The 20,706-nt window shown below is 35.2% G+C and carries 14 protein-coding genes; 9 read left to right on the top strand and 5 right to left on the bottom strand.

The genetic code is table 11. From position 1 onward, the window contains the following. Positions 1-27: 27 nt before the first annotated feature. Together A6I66_RS01060 and gldD are read left to right on the top strand one after the other, a co-directional pair. On the top strand, positions 28-1,332 hold the full coding sequence (locus A6I66_RS01060; RefSeq protein ID WP_067144874.1) for a gliding motility-associated protein GldE: 1,305 nt from the start codon (positions 28-30) through the stop codon (positions 1,330-1,332). Next, a complete protein-coding gene (gene gldD / locus A6I66_RS01055) occupies positions 1,332-1,913 on the top strand; it encodes a gliding motility lipoprotein GldD (protein WP_067144873.1) in 582 nt (193 codons plus the stop codon). Before A6I66_RS01060 ends, gldD begins: the two co-directional genes overlap by 1 nt. A gap of 253 nt (positions 1,914-2,166) precedes the next feature. Here gldD and A6I66_RS01050 read toward each other — a convergent pair whose 3' ends face one another. Further along, positions 2,167-2,673: a cation transporter gene (locus tag A6I66_RS01050; protein WP_067144872.1), complete on the bottom strand. Its 507-nt coding sequence runs from the start codon at positions 2,671-2,673 to the stop codon at positions 2,167-2,169. 287 nt (positions 2,674-2,960) lie between these two features. Here A6I66_RS01050 and rplU point away from each other — a divergent pair, with 287 nt between their 5' ends. From rplU to A6I66_RS01025, 5 genes are all read left to right on the top strand, one after another. Continuing rightward, positions 2,961-3,581, top strand: coding sequence for a 50S ribosomal protein L21 (gene rplU / locus A6I66_RS01045; RefSeq protein WP_067144871.1), 621 nt, complete (start codon positions 2,961-2,963; stop codon positions 3,579-3,581). Between the two features lie 40 nt (positions 3,582-3,621). Beyond that, complete coding sequence (rpmA, locus tag A6I66_RS01040; RefSeq protein WP_013869859.1) at positions 3,622-3,882, top strand: 50S ribosomal protein L27; 261 nt, start codon at positions 3,622-3,624, stop codon at positions 3,880-3,882. 154 nt (positions 3,883-4,036) lie between these two features. Beyond that, positions 4,037-5,605 carry a tetratricopeptide repeat protein gene (locus A6I66_RS01035; RefSeq protein WP_067144870.1) on the top strand — a complete coding sequence of 523 codons (1,569 nt, stop codon included), beginning with the start codon at positions 4,037-4,039 and terminating at the stop codon, positions 5,603-5,605. A gap of 154 nt (positions 5,606-5,759) precedes the next feature. Next, the gene (locus tag A6I66_RS01030; protein WP_157614016.1) at positions 5,760-8,597 is read left to right on the top strand and encodes a TonB-dependent receptor; all 2,838 of its coding nucleotides are present in this window, start codon (positions 5,760-5,762) and stop codon (positions 8,595-8,597) included. 155 nt (positions 8,598-8,752) lie between these two features. Then, positions 8,753-9,760, top strand: a complete 1,008-nt coding sequence (locus A6I66_RS01025; protein WP_067144868.1) for a phytase — start codon at positions 8,753-8,755, stop codon at positions 9,758-9,760. A gap of 125 nt (positions 9,761-9,885) precedes the next feature. On the opposite strand, the gene tamL is transcribed toward A6I66_RS01025, so the two are convergent. The 3 genes from tamL to A6I66_RS01010 form a co-directional block, all read right to left on the bottom strand. Continuing rightward, positions 9,886-12,162 carry a translocation and assembly module lipoprotein TamL gene (gene tamL, locus A6I66_RS01020; RefSeq protein WP_067144867.1) on the bottom strand — a complete coding sequence of 759 codons (2,277 nt, stop codon included), beginning with the start codon at positions 12,160-12,162 and terminating at the stop codon, positions 9,886-9,888. 15 nt (positions 12,163-12,177) lie between these two features. Beyond that, positions 12,178-16,776, bottom strand: coding sequence for a translocation/assembly module TamB domain-containing protein (locus tag A6I66_RS01015; protein WP_245683410.1), 4,599 nt, complete (start codon positions 16,774-16,776; stop codon positions 12,178-12,180). Positions 16,777-17,325: 549 nt separating this feature from the next. Then, on the bottom strand, positions 17,326-17,814 hold the full coding sequence (locus A6I66_RS01010) for a DinB family protein (RefSeq protein WP_067144865.1): 489 nt from the start codon (positions 17,812-17,814) through the stop codon (positions 17,326-17,328). A 95-nt stretch (positions 17,815-17,909) separates the two neighbouring features. On the opposite strand from A6I66_RS01010, the gene A6I66_RS01005 reads away from it, so the two are divergent. Further along, complete coding sequence (locus A6I66_RS01005; RefSeq protein WP_067144864.1) at positions 17,910-18,179, top strand: hypothetical protein; 270 nt, start codon at positions 17,910-17,912, stop codon at positions 18,177-18,179. Positions 18,180-18,572: 393 nt separating this feature from the next. On the opposite strand, the gene ahcY is transcribed toward A6I66_RS01005, so the two are convergent. Continuing rightward, positions 18,573-19,889, bottom strand: a complete 1,317-nt coding sequence (gene ahcY / locus A6I66_RS01000; protein WP_067144863.1) for an adenosylhomocysteinase — start codon at positions 19,887-19,889, stop codon at positions 18,573-18,575. Positions 19,890-20,017: 128 nt separating this feature from the next. On the opposite strand from ahcY, the gene A6I66_RS00995 reads away from it, so the two are divergent. Next, entirely contained in the window at positions 20,018-20,650 is a 633-nt protein-coding gene (locus A6I66_RS00995) for a 4'-phosphopantetheinyl transferase family protein (RefSeq protein ID WP_067144862.1), read from the top strand. Positions 20,651-20,706: the final 56 nt, after the last annotated feature.

The following is a 20,706-nucleotide window of genomic DNA, read 5'->3' as shown; positions in this document are numbered from 1 at the left end:
ATTTAAGTTTAACTAAACCAATAGCCATTGGATCCTGATCCTGCCAGTTTCATTGCACTTTTTGTTGCCGTAGATCTTCCCGTAGTTCTTGGCTTTGTATTATTATTTGTGCTCTTAGTGTGTTCTGCCCTTATTTCTGGTGCCGAAGTCGCGCTTTTTTCATTAAATAGAACCGATATAGAGGAAGGTTTTGAAAATAAATCCCGACGCATACAAATTATAGCCAAACTTTTAGAGCGTCCCAAAAAACTATTAGCTACCATATTGGTTGCCAATAATTTTATAAATATCGCTGTTGTTATTCTATTTGCCTTTTTGGGGGATATTTTATTCGAGCATATTGCGAGTCCGCAACTTAAATTTTTTGTAGAAGTTGTTGTCGTTACATTTTTAATCTTATTGTTTGGTGAGATTTTGCCAAAAATTTACGCCAGTAGAAACAACCTTAAGTTTGCTGTTTTTATGGCTTATCCGTTAAGGGTATTGGATGTTTTGTTATCGCCTATAAGTTTACCAATGCGTAGCGTGACTTTAGGGATTCACAGCAAGTTAGGTAAGCAGAAATCGAATATTAGTGTCGATCAACTTTCTCAAGCTTTAGAGCTTACCAGCGAAGAAGACACCACTAAAGAAGAGCATAAAATTTTAAAAGGTATCGTGTCTTTTGGAAATACTGATACCAAGCAAGTGATGCGCCCAAGAATTGATATTTTTGCTTTAAATATAGAACAGAAATATGCCGAGATTATGCCCGAAGTGATTGCTAACGGCTATTCGCGAATTCCCGTGTATCGCGATAATATCGATACGATAGAAGGGATCTTATATGTAAAAGACTTATTGCCTTACATCGATAGAAAACAATTTGATTGGACGAGTTTGTTACGCGATCCGTTTTTTGTGCCAGAAAACAAAAAGTTGGATGATTTAATGACGGAGTTCCAGGAAAAGAAAGTACACTTAGCTGTTGTGGTAGATGAGTATGGCGGCACATCGGGACTTATTTCATTAGAAGATATTATCGAAGAAATTGTTGGTGATATTAGTGATGAGTTTGATGATGAAGATTTGACCTATTCGAAATTAGATGAAAACAACTATGTTTTTGAAGGCAAAACCGCATTAAAAGATTTTTATAAGATTATTAAAATTGAAGATGAAACGGTTTTCGAATCTAAAAAAGGAGAAGCTGAAACGGTCGCAGGTTTTGTTTTAGAGATCTCAGGAAGTTTTCCAAAATTAAACAGTAAAATAAATTTCGAAAATTACGTTTTCACTATTGAAGCGCTCGATAAAAAACGTATCAAGCTTGTAAAATTTACAATACTATAATGAAGAAAATAATATACGTTTTGGTTCTGGTACTTTGCTTTTTCTCCTGTGAAGAAGATCATGTCCCAAAGCCTAACGCATTTTTACGATTAGAATATCCAGAGGCCGTGTATAAGGAATCTACCTTCGATATGCCGGTTACTTTTGAAATTAACGAACTCGCTACAAAAATAAAGTTTCAAAAAGTTGAAGCCCCAACCGAAAGTTATGGTGTGAATTTGGTGTATCCGTCGTTAAAAGGGACGGTGTTTTTAACCTACAAGTCGATTGACAATAGTGAAGAGAATTTAAAGGATTTCCTTAGAGATGCTCAAAACTTTACCCAAAAACATACCATTAAGGCCGATGAAATTCCAGTAAGACCATACGAGAATTTTAAACGTAAAGTTTATGGTGCTTTCGCGGAAGTAAAAGGTGATGTGGCCTCGCCAGCGCAGTTTTATGTAACCGATAGTGTACAGCATTTTTTAACTGGTTCGCTGTATTTTTATGCCAAACCGAATTACGATTCTATTTTACCTGCCGCACATTATATTGAAAAAGATATACGTCATATCATGGAAACCGTAAGGTGGAAGTAGGGAAGGCGAAGTGTTCTGATTACCTTTTTAGAAAGGCTTTGTTGAACCTTCTGTGCTGAATGTTATACTTCTTTATAGTAATAAAAGAAAGAGGCTGTCTTAAAAGTTTTTTAACTTGGTGTATGTCAAGTTGAGCTTGTCGAAACCCATATAAACTATAGGTGTTAAGATATTTCGACAGGCTCAATATGACATAGCCTTTTACTTTTCAGACAGCCTCTTTTTTATAAATCTAAATAGATGTTTTATCTATTTAAGCAGCTTTTTTAGTGCAACAAGCTTTGTCGCAGTTTTCTTTACAAGCTATTTTTTCACCGTTTTCCTTATCGGCTTTGCAACATCCACCTTTACAATCAGCTCCACAAGCTTTCTTTGCCGCTGAAAAATCATCAACAGTTTTCATATCATGAACCGAATAAGTATCTGAAACTTTTACTACCGTTTCTTCTAATGATGCTGGTGTTACCTTAGCTTCATCATACTCTACCATAGCTAATTTGTTGTCAAAATCTACTTTAGCCGATTTTACACCTTCCATTTTAGTGATTTTCTTTTGGATTTGAGCAGCGCAGCCCATAGCACAAGTCATACCTTCTATGGTAAATTCTGCTTTGGCATAAGTGGCATTAGGATCTAATTCCTTTGTAGTTTCAGTAGCCGTTTCAACTTCAACGGTTTTAACTTCAGCATTTTTGTTTTTACAGCTAAAAGCGAAAGCTGTAATTAACGTAAGTATAAAAAGTTGTTTTAAAGTTTTCATAATTTAGTTTCTAAAGGTTTTGATGCAAAATTACTAAATTAAGCGGTCTACTAGGTTAAAAAAATCGAATTAGTACTTAAAAACAGGAGTGTATAGTGCGCTTAATATGAATGAAATCAATAGTTTGAGTGCTTGGTTTTGGGAATATGCTTGTAGAATTACAAGAAATATAGTAAATGGTATTAAAAAATATTTGTCAAAAAAAAGTAAAACGTTTGTCGTTTAATTAATTAGAAGTATATTTGCACTCATTTTTGAACAAAATTAATTAATAAAAACGTTACGCTATGTACGCAATTGTAGAGATAGCAGGGCAACAATTTAAAGTTGAAAAAGACCAAAAAGTTTTTGTTAACCGTTTACAAACTGAAGAAGGTAAGGAAGTTTCTTTCGATAACGTTCTTTTAGTAGGTGAAGGTGACAATGTAACTGTAGGCGCCCCAGCTATAGACGGAGCTCAAGTAGGAGCCAAAGTCTTAAAGCACCTTAAAGGTGATAAAGTTATAGTTTTTAAGAAGAAAAGACGTAAAGGATACCGTGTGAAAAACGGTCACCGTCAATCTTTAACAGAAATTGTAATTGAAAGTATTGTAACTTCGGGAGCTAAGAAGGCTGCCAAAGTTGAAAAGAAAGCTGCACCAGCAAAAAAAGCAAAAGCAACTAAGGCTGATGACTTGAAAAAAGTTGAAGGAATCGGACCAAAAATTGCTGAAACTTTAGCAGAAGCTGGTATTACTACTTTCGCTCAATTAGCGAAAACAGATGCAGCTAAAATCGCAGAAATCATTTCTGATGTTCGTGGAAACCACGTAACAGATACTTGGCCAGCACAAGCTCAATTAGCTGCTGATGGTAAGTGGGATGAGTTGAAAAAATGGCAAGACGAATTAGATGGTGGTAAAGCATAAGGCTTTCCGCTTAAGTTTAACAATATAAAACCTTAAGATCATGGCTCACAAAAAAGGAGTTGGTAGTTCGAAGAATGGTAGAGAATCAGAATCGAAACGTTTAGGCGTTAAAATTTTTGGTGGACAAGCTGCTATTGCTGGAAACATTATCATAAGACAACGTGGTAATACACATCACCCAGGTGAAAACGTATACCAAGGAAAAGATCATACTTTACACGCTAAAGTTGATGGACTTGTAAAATTCACAAAGAAAAAAGATAATAAATCTTACGTTTCTATCGAGCCTTTCGAGGCTTAAGAAATTTTTCTTAATGTATTAAAAAGGCCCTTTCTGTTTTTCAGGAAGGGCTTTTTCTGTTTACGACATTTTTAATCTAAACATAGTTTTTTAGTGATGTTTTGTTAATGTCCAACGGTTTACTTTACATCCTTTTGTAAATAAAAACCATACCGTGAACTTAATTAAAAACCTACTCTATATTGGTATTCTTACCATAACGACCTTATTACCGGCTCAAGACAAAAATGTAATTGCTCATGAAACAAAAATAAGCAGCATTAAAAATGCGCTTAATCGTGCCGAACAATTGAAAGATTCGGTTAAAATGGCTCAAGAATATGTGCATTTAGCTAACTATTATAAAAATTTAGGTTTAGATAGTGAGGCTCTAAAAAATTACCGCGTGGCACAAGGGCTCTACATAAAAAAGGATACCTTCTACATTAACATTAATAATGATATTGCTGCCATTCATCATAAACTAAAAAATTATAACGACGCGACATTATACCTTAATGAAAGCGTTAACCTATCTGAAAATCTATCCTATCAAAAAGGACTAGCTACGGCCAGTACGTTATTAGGAGGCGTAGCCGAAAAACAAGGGAATTATGAGGATGCCTTAACGTATCAATATACTAGTTTGGAAATTTTTCAAGCATTGAAAGACAGTACAGGCCTAGCCATTACCTACGAAAATATTGGAAGTATTTATGAAGATTTGGAGCAATACGATAAAGCGTATGGTTATTTTAAAAAGGCCTACTATTTTGAGTCTAATGCATCCTCCGACCTTAAAATAAATATTTTAAACAATTTAGGTGATGTTAATCGAAAGCGGGGGCATATTCAAAAATCCTTAGAATACACCCAACAAGCGCTAACCCTAGCTAAAAGTACCCAAAATATTAAACAAGAAGAAAGCGGGTTGAAAGATTTAGCACGCGCCTATGCCGATATGGGTAATTTCCAACAAGCGTATCAATACCTCTTAAAACAAAATGTTTTAAACGACCAGGCTTTTAAACAGAGAAACGCCGATTTAGTGGGTGCCATGGAAGTACTATACCATGTTAAAGAAAAGGAAGCCGAACTCAGTTTGCTTAATAAACAAAATCAAATTAATAAAACCCGTCAAATAGCCATCATCATTGCTAGCTGTGCCATGTTCATTGTTTTCATGGTTTGGCTAATATATTTAAAAAAGCGAAAAAGACAGGAACAAAGAATCTTAAAATACAAGCAGCAAATTCTTCAAGCCGATTTAGATATTAAAATTGCGGAAGAAGCCTCTTTAAAACGAGAAATTGAATCTAAAATATCTGCCTTAACCAATTACAGTCTCAATATCGCTCATAAAAACAAAATGCTTTCTAATGTTTCAAAAACCCTAACCAATTTGAAAAGTAGAAATGCCGATTTTGTAAAGTCAAAAATTGAAAGTTTAGCCAAAGAGATCGATTTCGATTTAGCTCGTGGAAATGAGTGGAACGAATTAATGGGGTACTTTGGAAAAATACATCCAAACTTTTTTGAAAAATTAAATTCTGAAGTTAACACGAAGTTGTCGGCCTCAGAATTGCGACTTTGTATGTTATTACGTCTAAATTTATCATCAAAAGAGATTGCTTCTATTCTTCATATCACACCCGAAAGTGTTCGTATTGCGCGATATAGACTCCGAAAAAAACTTCCTATCGATGCGAAGGCCGATTTACAAGCCTATTTGCTGAATCTTTAAGTATGTTTCATAAAGTTTATTGCAATGTTACCGACAGGTTAATGTTGCTATGCAATAACGCCTATTTCGGACTCCAAGTTACCTTTTGTTAATACAGATTTTAGAAAAAAACCATCCTTGGAAACTAGTTTTGTCCGAAACTAAAAATAATAAAATGATGAAAAAACAGTACGCATTATTATTAACCATAATATGCTTTTCGTTTTGGGGTTATGCTCAAAATGGAAATATTCAAGGGAAAGTAATAGACGAAAATGGTCTGTCTGTTCCTTTTAGTAACGTAATTATTGAAGCTTTAAGTAAAGGTAATTTATCTGATGAGGATGGGAAATTTACTATAGTAGATGTTCCAGTTGGAAAGCATGCTGTAAAAGTAACGTATATAGGATACACAACAGCCGAAACTAATGTAGATGTGGTTGCTGGACAAACTGCAGAAATTATTATTGTAATTCGCCCAACATCGGTAGCCTTAGAGGATGTTTTAATTACAGGCTACAACAGCGGACAAGCTAAAGCTTTGAACGCACAGAAAAACAAGGCTAATATTACTAACATTGTGTCTACCGATCAAATTGGTAAATTCCCAGATTCTAATATTGGTGATGCGGTTAAACGTATCCCTGGTATTACCATGCAGGTCGATCAAGGAGAAGCTAGAAACATTATTGTACGTGGTTTAGCACCACAATTAAACTCGGTAACTTTAAACGGAAGTCGTATTCCATCGGCCGAAGGTGATAACCGTAACGTACAAATGGATTTAATTCCTGCAGATATGATTCAGCTTATTGAAGTGAGTAAAGCAGTTACTCCCGATATGGATGCCGATGCCTTAGGGGGCGCTGTAAACTTAGTTACAAGAACATCACCTGAAGGTTTCAGATTATCTGCAACTGCTGGTTCTGGTGTTAACTTTATTTCTGGGAAAAGAATTTTAAATGGGTCATTTTTATTAGGTGATCGTAGTAAAAATGATAAATTCGGATGGATGCTTTCTGCCTCTATCAATGATAATGATTTCGGATCTCATGATGTGGAAGCTGAATGGTCTGATGAATTTGAATATTACAACGGTACCGATGTTGAAGCAGTTGATGTAGATCCTTATACTAACGTTTTTGAGCAACGAAACTACATCGTACAACGTATTCGCAGAAGTTTCTCAGCAAACTTTGATTACGATTTTGATTCTAATAACAGTATTTATCTAAAAACCATTTACAACTGGAGAGACGACCGTGAAAACCGTTATGTTCTAGAACATAGTATTTTAGATGGTGAACATATTGGAGTTGGTGATTTTGATATTGTTAACAATGTACCGACACGTTTTCCAGTTGAAGTAAAAAGAGAAACTAAAGGAGGTATTGATAATAACCGTAATAAAAATACGCGTTTAGAAGATCAACGTATGCAAAATTACAGTTTAGGAGGTGATCACTTAGTTGGGAAATTAAAAGTGGATTGGATGGCATCTTATGCAAAGGCTTCTGAAGAGCGTTTAAATGAGCGTTATGCGGTATTTCAGTCGGAATATATTATTAATAATGATGATTCTGATTCAAGATATCCGATTTTTACAGCAGCAAACCCTGCCGATGCCGATGATTTATCTAATTTCGAATATGATGAAATCACCGAAGAAAATCAATACACCGAAGAGCAAGACTTTAATACTTTTTTAAATTTTGAATTACCAGTAGATTTATTCGGACAAGGTGACGGAACCATTAAATTTGGAGGTCGTGGTCGTTTTAAAAATAAAAGCAGAGATAACAGCTTTTTTGAGAATGATTTAGAAGCAATGTACCCAACACTTGCCGATGTGCCTACACAAAATTTAACAGATCCAGATTATTTAGCGGGTAGTAAGTATAAAGCAGGTTATTTTGCTTCAAATGAATGGTTAGGTAGCTTAAATTTAAATGGAGGAGACCCTGTTCCAGATGAATATTTACGTGAGAATTTTGATGTAAGAGAAGATGTTTATGCTGCATACATCATGGCGCATCAAAAGTTATCTAATAAATTAAGTGTTATTTTAGGGGTAAGAGTTGAAAACACCAACTTAACAGCCACAGGTAACGAAATTGAAGATGAAGATACGTTTATTAGCGAAGTGACTAGAAAAAATTCATATACTAATGTGCTTCCTGGTGTGCATTTTAAATATGATGCTTCTGAGTCTACTGTATTTCGTTTTGCCTGGACGAACACTTTAGCGAGACCTAATTATGTGGATATTGTTCCTACAGTCGATATTGTTCATGGTGATTCTGAAATTTTCATTGGAAACCCAGACTTAGATCCAACAACTTCTATGAACTTCGATATCATGGCCGAACATTATTTTAAAAGTGTTGGTATCATCTCTGCAGGGGTGTTCTATAAAAACATTCATGATTTCATATATACTTCTCAATATGAAACTGAAGATGATAACTTCGGAAATGGAACTACAGGTTATGATGTGTACCAGCCTTTAAACGGCGATAAAGCTTCTGTTTTTGGAGTGGAATTCTCTTTCCAACGTCAGTTAGACTTCTTACCTGGTTTTGCTAAAAACTTTAGTGTTTATGCAAACTATACTCATGTGTCATCAGATGCTGAAGGGATTAAAAATGAAGATGGTGAGGAGCGTTCAGATTTGGACTTACCAAACACGTCACCAAATTTGGTAAATGGTTCTTTAGGATATAGCGACAAAAAGTTTAGCGCTAGATTATCGGCGAATTTCTCTGATGCTTACATCGATGAAATTGGAGGTAATGCCTTTGAAGATAGATATTACGATCAACAGTTTTTCTTAGATTTCAACGTTGGTTTTAACATCAATAAAAACTTAAGTGTCTATGCCGATTTAAATAACATAACTAACCAACCATTACGTTATTTCCAAGGGCAAAAAGATAGAACTATGCAAGCCGAGTTTTACGGAAGACGTTTCACTTTTGGTATCAAGTATGATTTATTCAAAAGAAAAAAATAAAATATAAATAGGAAGCTGACCGAGAAGTCAATTAGAATTGATGTGTTGGATTGGGCTTGTCGAAACTGCAAAACCTTAGCAATGGTTAAAGTTTTTCCACGGGTTGAATAGGACAACAAGGGTACTTCTCAGTCAGCTACTTTTAAAAAACATTAATGAAGAAATTACTTTTTGTAGGCTTGCTAGCTTTAGCAAGTTCATGTCATAAAAATTTACCAGAAATAGCACCCGATGTGATCACCGAGCATACGATGCACGATTCTGATGATCCAGCCATTTGGATTAACCCAAGTGATGCTTCGAAAAGCATAGTTTTTGGTACCGATAAAAATACCGAAGGTGCGATTTATGCTTTTGATTTAGATGGAAAAATCATTGAAGATAAAACCATAAGAGGGCTAAAGCGACCGAACAATGTGGATTTAGAATACGGCTTTAAAATCAACGATTCTACCGAAACAGCCATTATCGCTTTTACCGAAAGAGAACGTAAAAAAATGCGTTTGTTTGCCGTACCAGAAATGATTCCTTTAGATGGTGGTGGGTTTTCAGTTTTTGACAATGCTCAAGAACCAGAAGGCGATTTACCAATGGGAATTGCACTTTACAAATCGCAAGTATCCAATAAAATATATGCTATTGTAGGAAGAAAAAACGGGCCTTTAGATGGGTATTTGCATCAATACGAATTGTATAGTGACAGTTTAGGGGTACAAGCTAAATTGGTTAGAAAATTTGGAAAATTTAGTGGTAAAAAAGAAATTGAAGCTATTGCAATTGATAATAAAAATGGTATCGTTTATTATAGTGATGAAATGCATTGTATTAGAAAATATTATGCAGAACCATCAAAAGGGAATGAAGAAATTTCATGTTTTGGTAGCGAATATTTTAAAGAAGATATCGAAGGGATTGCTATCGCTCAATACGAAAATAAAGGTTTCCTTATCGTATCAAACCAGCAAGCGCATAGTTTCAATATTTTCGATTTAGAAACCAATGCCTTTATTAAAGAACTTAATTTAGGTACTGTTGAAACCGATGGTTGCGATGTTACCACAGTAGCCTTAGGTGATAAATTTCCAAACGGATTATTTGTTTCTATGAATGATGATAGAAACTTTTTCTTTCACGATTTAGCCAAATTGAAATTGTTAGAATAAAAGAACTCGAATAAATACGTTTTGTTTTTGTACCACATGATTTCACAACACAGTGGTCGAGTTTAGCCGAATAATAACGGAATATCGTTTTCGTTTTATTCGGCTTTTTTTATGACATAAGGCTATTAAAAAGGATACCCTATAGCGAAGTTTAGCACCGATTCCTGAGTGTCGAAAGTATAGCGTTCACCTTTGGGTAAAGCCGGATTATGAAAAGGTGTTGCTAGATCTAAACGAATTACAAATCCTTGAAAATCAACACGGGCACCAAGGCCAACACCCATACCTAATTCTTGCATAAACGAGCTTGTAAATTTACCTCCTGGTAAAGCTGGGTTTTCAATCGAGTTCCATATATTTCCAGCATCAACAAAAGCGGCGCCTTTAAGGAATGAATAAATAGGGAAGCGGTATTCTATATTGGCTTCTAAACGAATGTTACCCGTTTGATCAAAGTAGGTGTCACTAACCGTTGATCCGTCAAACGTTCCAGGTCCTAAAGAGCGTATTCTAAAGGCGCGAACGCTATAAGGACCTCCCGAAAAATATTGTTTTACATTGGGCAGTAATGTAGAATTCCCATAGGCGATACCGTAACCTCCAAAAATACGGCTGGCCAAAATATGGTCATCGTTAAATTTATGGTGGTAGTAAATATCAATATCGGCCTTGGCATATTGTGCATACTCTAAACCAAATATTTCACTAGGGCTGCCATCTGCATTATTTTTACTGATTAAGCTTAAAGAGTTTCCTGCAATATCCAGCTTGGTGTTAAAATAGATTTGATCGGTTTTACGAGTTTCTAATAACCCATTGTATGTGAAGGAAAAGGTGAGTCCGCTTATAAATTCTTGCTCAAAACTGTCTTGCATGTATGGGTTGTCATCTAATATCTGCTGAAAGGCATCGGTGATGTTCCACGGCTTGGTATAACTCACCGTTATAGGATTGACTTCGTAAGTTACTAGTTTATTAGCATCCCAAGTGTATCCAAATAAAGCTGTGGCTGAAATTAAACTAAAATATTCCTTACGGTTTAAGTAATCAAGGCTTAATGAAGTTTTGGATTTTGGAATGTTATACTTGAAAAAATGTGGACCAACTTTTATAGGGAAAATAATTCTAGGAAATGTTAATTCTCCAGTTAGACCCAATTGCGTACTACTTAATTTATCGGCACCCTCACTACCTCTAGTGAATTGGGCTTCATAACCAAATTTAGCACTTAGTTTAAAGCTTTCTCCACCTTTAAATAAATTTCGGTTTATCGATGAAACCGAAATTGCTGGTCCCGTAAAGTTATTGGATTTGGTAACCCCTTGTAATTCGACTTGTAAAGCTCTTTTATTTAATGGAGATAAGTAAATGTTGGCTTCTAAACGTCCTAAGCTATCTGTTAAAGCAGAGTCTATTTCTTTATACTGAATATTAACAAATTTGTAAGTGCCAATTTGAGATAAGCGTCTAGCTGTGTTTTTAGAGGTTTCCGCATTGTAAAGTTGCCCCTTTTGAATGGTTACAAAAGGATCAAGATATTTTAGCTTAAAAAATAATTCGTCTTGTTTGTAATTTTTATCATTATAGGTTTCGGAAGGAATATTTACAGAATCGGTTTCTATATTGTAATGCGGATAAATATTTATTCGAGAAATTTCATAAGGAACAATGGCCTGTTTTGGCGTTTCCGGTTTCATTTTTAAATATAAATCAAAGCGTTTGTTTTTGTACTGATTCGTGTCGGCTTCAAAAAGTAAAAACCTTTCATTGAAATTATAATATCCTCTTAGTTTTAGGGACTGATCGATGCGCTTACGCTCTAACTGCATCAAAGGCAAATCAAAACGCATACCCTTTTTTATAACTGTTTTGTTAAGATGCGCTTTAATATTGGCGCCAATGGGTTGTGGTAAACTATCGACGGCGTAATTTTCCATTTTATAAGGTTGGGCAACGTCAACATGGTAAGCTGCAGAAGCCTTTTTTTCTTCTTCAATAAATTCTGATGATGCCGAACTATAAAAGAACCCTCGATTATCCAAACGGTTTAGTAATAGAGATTCCACTTCAATAGGTTTAACATCACTTTGATATATGGGCTCTTCTCCAAAATTTTTATTTAGCCATTTATTTATAAACCCTGGGTGTTCTTTCTGGTTTTGATAGTAAAAATACAAGCCTAAATACATGCCCAAAATTTTACTATTCGGTTCTGGGTTAAGTACCGAATTAAGGTTTGTTTTTATGACATCTTTAGATTTGTCGGTTAACGTTGAATCACTTTCTATCTCTAGCGTAGCACCAGTGTACAAGCGCTCATCTTCAGGGATGTATCGCGATACACTGCAAGCGTAACACAGGAGCACTATAGTGCTTAAGATTAAAAAGTTTTTACACGACATATTCAAAAGGTTTCTCTATTTGGTTTGTTTTTTGTTTTTAGTATCGACGTTTTCTTGAGTTTTGGAAGTTGAATCGTTTAAGGCTTCTTTTTTCTCTTCTTTTTCTTCTTTCTTTTCCTCTTCTTTTTCTTGTGCTGCTTTAAACATGGAATCCCAAAGTTCTTTAAATTTATTAAACTCTTGGGTAAAAAGAATGGCAATTCCTGTAGCGATAGTTTGTCCGTCTATTACATTTTCATATTCATTTTTTCTGAATCCACGAAGTTTATAACGTCCATCTTTTGTGAGCATATACTCAAGGCTTACATTACCAATTAAAGGTGTGGGCTCCCTACTACCTTGTATGGCAACTTCGCTACCAACTTTAACAATTAAACGGTCGTGAAACAGTTTTTTCTGTGCCGCGATGTCTAAGTTCGTTCGGTCTTCTGGAGCATCACCTTGATAATCGGTGTAGCTGTTTAATCCGAAATCCAAATCAAAACCAGAGTCTCCTAAAAGTTTATCTGAAAACACATTTAATTGGTCGGAGAGTGCGCTGTTTAAGTTATCTCTAGCTATGGCATTAAATCCGCCTTCACTACCATCACTGTTAGAGTCCGGATAGAAACGGTTTAAAACCAAAAGGGAAAAAACTTGCTTGTTTAAGGCGTCTGGCTCCTGATTAATTTGTTGCACTCGTCCGTAAATCTGACCACTAGCCATGCCTTGATCATCTTCGGGCATGTCTAAATTAAAGGATAGAACAGGAGCGGTTAGTTCGCCGTCAATATTTAAGTATACAATAAAGGGTAATACTTGTTGGAATCTACCTTGATCGGAAATATCGGCCCCAGAAGAGGTTGATGCCATTAATCCAGCTGCCGAAGTTTCAATATTATATATGGCACGAATGTCTAATGCAGCGTCAAAAGGACTACCGGACCATGTCACACGACTTTCGGGAGCTAACTCAAATCGTCTGTTTACTAAATGGTATAGACTCATCTCATAATGCCCTCCAGAAACGTTGTACACACCAGCCAAATTCATTTGTCCGTTTGGCCTCATCGTAAAATCAAATTCACCTTCACCAAAAACTTTAAAATTATCGTTGGTTTGTTCGTCTATGACAATGGAGAAAGTGGCATTTTTTCCAACTTTTATATAACTAGAAATATCAAAACCTGTAAACGTGCTTGTTTGTTCGCTGGTTTGTGTTAATATGGCATCGGGGTTATTTCGATTTACGAAACGTACTATCCCATCGCGCGACTCGACATCGACCGATGAGGACGGCATAACGTAAGTCACATCTGTTTCAGAATCTACCGTAAGTTTTAAATCCACTTTCGGAATTTCCAAATCACCAGTAATTTTCGCGTCAGCATCAAAAACAATTTTGCCATATAGCAGGTCGTTATCATCCTTGGTAGCATTTAAAACTTGAAAGTTTTTAGCACTCAGACTTAAATCGAAAGTCGGATTAATAAAGGATTCTGTGTCGATATTTCCAGCAATGTCGAAGGTGTTATTGTTTTCGTCTTGAACAGTGAAATCGGTAAAATAAACACCTTTATTATCAATTTTTAAAGTTTCATCAAGTAAAGCAAAAGCAGTATTGAATTTAACAATTTTGAATTTGGCGTTGCTGAAATTTATGGTTCCATCATAATTAGGCTTTTCAGTAGTGCCACTAATTTTGAAACGCCCTTTAAAAAAGCCTTCAGTTTCTGAAACTTCTCCATCGGTAAAACCTTCTAAGGCATGCATGTTGAAGGCGTTAAGATTGAGGTCTAAATTTAAATTGGCTTTATCACTTTCTGCTTTATAATTTCCAGAAAGGTCTAAATCAATTTCGCCTCCAGAAAGCGTGCTTTCTAAGGTATAGTTGTTAGCTCCAACCGATTTTCCATGTAAACTTAAACGCCCCATATTTATGTTTTTAACATTAAGTTGCGAGATGTCTAAGTCGGCAATAATTCCGGGCTTATTAAGTGGGTCTTGAACAATAAAGTCACCGTTTAAAACCCCTTCAGCCAAGGGGGTTTCAGGATTAAAATATTCTAAAATTTCACTTATTTTAAAGTTTTTATATTCAACTGCGATATGGTCTGTATGCACTTTGGGTAATTGGTCCGTGACTTCTACCGACTGTTCGTTTTTGGTGATTTTAAAGTTATTAAATGAAATTTTATCCTTTGTAAATAGGATGGCATTGTCTTCAGGGATGCTCCAATTTTCTTTATTTAGCTTTAAGCCTTCAGGAAAAACATGAAATTTAATATCGTTTTCAACACCTGTTACAACAGCCCTAACATCTGTAAGTTCGGTGCCCTTATAGGCAGCATTAAAATCTAACTGCAATTCATTATTCTTTTGTACACCTGTTATATAGGTTTCAGGAAGTAATAGTGGTCCTGCGTTAATTTCTTTAAATCCTAAATTAAAAAGAAACTCATCCTTATAGGTGTTAATTAATACCGATAAACTGTCAATGGTATTGTAACTGTAGTTTATATGAGGCGCATCAACAATGGCTACTAATTCTCTTTCAAGTTCTTTGAATTCGACATCTATTTTAACGGTATCAATCTCTTTTAGGTTTACTAAAAACACATTATTTATTACGGGTGATTGCGAGAGTTGGGCATGTAATTTTAGTTCTACAGGGTTTTGAAGCGTGTCGAAAGTAGCGCTTCTGTCTTCTCTATAAAAGTAACTTAACACATGATGTTTAAGGGCTTTGCTAAATACGAGAGGTGTGGCATTAGATTGTAAATCTAGATTTAGTATTTTGTTTTCAATTTGTAACGATGTAGTGTCTTCTCGAACATGTGCGTTGGCTTTTAATTGGCCTAACAAGTAGGTTTTACTATCATAAACCACAACGCCATCGCTTAGCATGGCGCCAGCGTCGAAACTTTTAGAGTCTCCCTTGAAATTTCCGCTTAGGGTAAATCCTGTTTTAATATCTTGTTCTGTTAAACCTAGCGCTTGGAGGTTGGCGCCAGCTAAATTAAGGTCCATTTTTAATTCTGGGGCTATAGAATCTAGAATAACAAAGGCATCTAAATCGATATCAATATTCTGGTCTTTATAAACGGATATAATGTCACCTTGTCCTTTTGTAATGTCACCATCTATTTCCAAATTTTCAATGGGATACTCATTGTAACTAAAATTATTCACTACAGCTTTTAATTTAGCATCTAATTCGTTGATGGTTTTTCCGCTGCCTTCCGCATCAACTGTAACGCTTAATTTGCCTAGTTTTTCAATATTTAAAAGTTTGTCTAATTCGTATTCTTCAACCGTAATGTGGGTTTTAAAATGAATGTCGTTAAGGTTGTCAAATTGACCTTCGATACTCGCAAATCCTTGCTCTGATACCAGTTTGCTATCGGTTGCTATAGCATTCAACGAACCAGAAATATTACCAGATAACATCATTTTATTGGGGATATTTATCGTAGAGTCTGATAGGGCCACAAAGCGTTCAATGTCCGATTTTTTTGTGGTAAATCGGTAGCTAGGAATTTTAAATTTTAACGAATCAGTTTGTGTGGCATTTTTAATTTGACCTTTCAATACTAATTTGGTAGAATCACCCCAAGACACATTAAAACTAGGGATTTGAATGTCTGAAACATACCCTGATGCTTTGGCGTGGCCAGATAGCCTTTTTTTACTTAGTATTTGTAAATATTCATTGTTTTTTAAATCGGGTTGAAAAAGAAAAATATCATTAAAATCGAAGCGGAATTTTGAAAGAACAAGGTCAATTTTCGATTTTTCAGGGGTATTCATGAAGCTGTTAATCTCTGAATATTCCATATTCAAATCACCGAGAACCAAATCATTATTAAGAGCGATATCTAAATTTTTAAGAGCTAAGTTGGTGTTGCTAAAAACGGCTTCTGTGCTTAATTGTTTTAAATGTAGCCCCGAACCTTCTTGAAATTGTCCTTTTTCAATATGTATACCCACGCCACTTTTGTTCATATAAGCAGTGTTGGCAATAAGGCTGAGGTTTTTAAAATCTAAAGCATCGGCATTAAAAACGCCCTTCTGAGCTTTATGGTTATTTACAAAATAACCGATGTCGTTATTTTCTATATGTGCTTGGTTAACTTTGATGTCAAAATCAGGCCATTCAAAAGCTTCAGAATTATTGGTTTCTGCAGCCTCAGAACTATTTGCGACGTCGTTTAATTGGAGTTTTATTGTAGAATGTCTTAAAGCGATTTCATCTAAATAAATGCGATTGGTCTCTAGGTTAATATCTGTCGATTCTGCAGAGAAATCGTTAATAGTGGTATTTAATTCTAAATTAGAGGTATTCGATTTGTAATGTACTTTAACCGCTTCTAAAACAAACGATTCAACTAAAAAGGAAGGTAGCACGCTACTTGTGGTATCGTTATCTATAATTTTAGATTCGTTTTGAATGACATCTATTTTAGCTTCAGAAATTTTAGCCTCTGGAGCATTAAATACCATGCTATCAAGATCTATTTTCTTTAAATCTAAAAAGAGTTCGTTAAACTTTGCTTTGGTATTTATGCCAATAAGTTCGTCGTCGAATGATATTTCGAAATCTTTTAAATCTAAGTTTCTTAGAATAAGATTCATGCTAGTAGAGCTGGTGTCTACTTCGGTAACAGCAGTGCTGTCTTCGGAAGCAAAAGCATCAATTAGGAAATTAAAATTATAACCTACTATAGAGTCTTTGCGCCAAATATGGGCACGTACACCTTCCCAATCTAAGCCGTCTACACCAATGCTTTTTCCTGTAATTAAAGGAAGAAGTGCAATGTTAGCTTCTAAGGATTTTGAATAAAGTAAGGTGTCTTGTTGTTTGTCTTCTAAATAAACGCCCGTAATTTTTATATCACCATCAAAGGTTAAAAAAAGCGATTCGATGTCAATTTTGGTGTCTGTTTTGGAGGTAACATAATCGATGGCTTTATTTTTAATGAAGTTTTGCGCCCAAGGTGTTCTTATGACTAAAACTAAAAGAATAAAAAATAAAAAAAAGCCAATAATAACCTTGCCAAGGATTCGTAAACCACGGTATTTCTTTTTTTTGGGTGTAGGACTTTCTTTTGTTATGTTTTTTGTTTCTTCTTTCAGGTGTAGGGGTTTATTGCTTTGAAGGAATAAAAGTAATGTATTTTAAGATTATTTTAACCGGTGACTCCGTAAAATTTCTTGTACGATTTTTAAATGATGATTCGTGTGAATTTCTAAAAACCGCATGGTCTGTTTTTTAGATAAATTCCCAAAAATATGATGTTTAAAATAAGCATGAGGGTCTAGTGTTTTTATAATACTTAATGCTGTTTTAGCATGTTCTAACTGTTCGTGTAAATCCTTATCGGAAATGCTGATGTTTTCAGAAACTACTTTTTTTGGCGCTTTGACTTTGCCTCGCGGAAAGGATCCGAGGGTGAAAATAAGCCATCGTGTTGTGTTGAATTTAGATTTGTATTCGTTAGGATTAGACCCGGCCAATACCTCACAAACCACATTAAAGACTTTTAAACTATGGTCTAGGTGCCACCCAACAGTTGCTTTAGAAATGTTTGTATCTTCTATGTTTTTATTAGTGATGTTTGATTTAATTTCTAATAAAAGTGATTGAAGTTTCTGTAAAGATCTGTTAATCATAGCCTGAATTATTTTTAAAAGATATTAAATTAATCCTTAACTTTAGTGGATTCCAACTATAACCAACCTATTGTTTCATTTAAAACTAATATGATATGCTACCCTTTAGATCTGAAATTAGGAACTCCCCATCGCACCCTACTATTAAAATTTTTTTAAGTGATGAAACTCTTGTACCTCGAGTTAAAAAGCATTTAGAGCATTTTGAAGACATCGAATATTCAGAAATTAGAAAAACCCACGGCAGAAATCGTGAAGAAGATAACATTACAGTATTTCTTAAAGACCATGTGGATATCAATAAATTGAAGTCGTCTATCGATTCCAGTTTATGGTGGTATTTTGAAGAAGATATGGTAGAATAATAAGTGTTAAGAATTTTAATGATGAATTTTAAGGTGTTCGAGCGGAGTCGAGAACTAGGATTTTGAATTAAAAGATATTCCTCGACTGCGCTCGAAGACCGTTACGAAGGTGTAAGTTGTTGTCTTTTGTAGACTATGGTTTATGTAGATGTCTTGATGGAATTTGGTAGATGAATTGAGTTCTACATTTGCGTTAGGGATTGAACGGCTTGTTTGAGCTCCCCGACCTTAGGAGGGAGCGAGTAGTGAAAGCCCGACCCTTTGGGTAACGCCCAACTTATCCATATTGTTCCTCTTGCATCAGAATTGAAATTATAAACAAAATCCCAAACATTGCTGCTTGGGATTTTGTATTATAATTGATAAGATTTCCGCCTACGCGGAAATGCAATATTAATATCTGTAGTGTTCTGGTTTGTAAGGACCATCAACGGTTACGCCAATATAGCTGGCTTGCTCTTCACGTAACTCGGTTAATTCTACACCAATTTTAGCTAAGTGTAATTTCGCCACTTTTTCGTCTAAAGCTTTAGGTAACATGTAAACCTTGTTTTCGTAAGCATCGGCGTTTGTCCAAAGCTCGATTTGCGCTAACGTTTGGTTGGTGAATGAGTTACTCATTACAAAACTTGGGTGACCTGTAGCACAACCTAAGTTTACTAAACGACCTTCGGCAAGAATGATAATGTCTTTACCGTCGATGGTGTATTTGTCAACCTGAGGTTTGATGGTGTTTTTGGTATGACCGTGGTTTTTGTTTAACCAAGCCATATCAATTTCATTATCGAAATGTCCAATGTTACAAACGATCGCTTTGTCTTTTAAAGCTTCGAAATGACGCGCTTGAACGATGTCTTTATTTCCTGTAGTAGTGATAACAATATCAGTGTTACCAATAACAGTTTCTAGTTTTTTAACCTCAAAACCATCCATGGCTGCTTGAAGCGCACAAATTGGATCGATTTCAGTTACTGTTACAATACTTCCAGCACCTTTAAAAGAGGCAGCTGTACCTTTACCAACATCGCCATAACCACAAACGGTTACACGTTTTCCGGCAAGCATGATATCTGTAGCACGACGAATCGCATCTACGGCAGATTCTTTACATCCGTATTTATTATCGAATTTCGATTTTGTTACAGAATCGTTTACGTTTATAGCTGGCATTGGTAAAGTCCCTTTCTTTACACGCTCGTAAAGTCTGTGAACACCAGTTGTTGTTTCTTCAGATAAACCGTTAATTCCAGCAGCTAACTCTGGGTATTTATCTAAAACCATATTGGTTAAATCGCCACCATCATCAAGAATCATGTTAAGTGGTTTTCTGTCTTCACCAAAAAATAAAGTTTGCTCGATACACCAGTCAAATTCTTCTTCGGTCATATCTTTCCAAGCGTAAACCGCAGTTCCTGCAGCAGCAATAGCAGCAGCAGCTTGATCTTGTGTAGAAAATATGTTACAAGAACTCCATGTTACTTCAGCTCCTAAAGCTTGTAAAGTTTCAATTAACACGGCCGTTTGAATGGTCATGTGCAAACAACCAGCAATTCTTGCACCTTTTAAAGGTTGTGAGTTGCCGTATTCTTCACGTAAACTCATTAGTCCTGGCATTTCAGCTTCGGCTAATTCTATTTCTTTTCTACCCCAATCGGCAAGCGTAATGTCTTTTACCTTATTTGCTACGTATGGAATTGTTTTTGTACTCATATCAATTTTTCTTTTTGTTAAAACCTAAACTTCATTGTGAATAGTACTTAAAATACTTAAATTCGCTTGTCAATAAAGCCCTGAAATATTTGGAGCTGCAAAGGTAATCAATAAGTTTTAGATTTTAAATGCCTCTTTATAAAACCATAACGCCTAATTTACAAACTACCGTTAAAATCTGGAAGATTGAAGAATCCTACAACGATTTATTTGATGCAGTGGCTTTAAAACCAGAAACCTTACAACGTGTTTTGGGCATGAAAAGTGAATTGCACCAGCGCGGTTTCCTTAGTGTACGTAAATTATTGGCCGAATTTGGGTATGATGATTTCGATTTATATTACGATGAAAACGGGAAGCCTCATTTAAAAGATGGGAAACAGATTTCTATAACTCATTCGTTTATTTTTTCTGCGGTGATTATCTCCGATAGTATTGTGGGTATCGATATTGAAAAACAACGTGAAAAAATTCCAGTAATCGCCCATAAGTTTATAGATTATGAGTTTGATTATTTAAAGAAGGATGCCACTGATTATATTAGGAAACTCACCACGATTTGGTGCGTGAAAGAGTCATTATATAAATTATTTGCCACGCCAGGATTGAGTTTTAAAGACTATTTTTTAGTGATTCCTTTTGAGTTGAAAGATCAAGAAACAAAGGCATGGATTGATTACAAAGACAAAAAACATCCTTATAATATTCATTTTTTAGAATTTGAAGGTTTTACCTGTGCTTATGCTGTTGACAGTGAATAGTTAATAATTAACAATGAATAGTTAAAAAAATAAGGCGTTTAACGTTAGTGAAATAT

Source organism: Pseudotamlana agarivorans (assembly GCF_001642835.1).
Classification (GTDB): Bacteria; Bacteroidota; Bacteroidia; order Flavobacteriales; family Flavobacteriaceae; genus Pseudotamlana; species Pseudotamlana agarivorans.
This window is presented reverse-complemented; position numbering and strand designations above follow the sequence as displayed.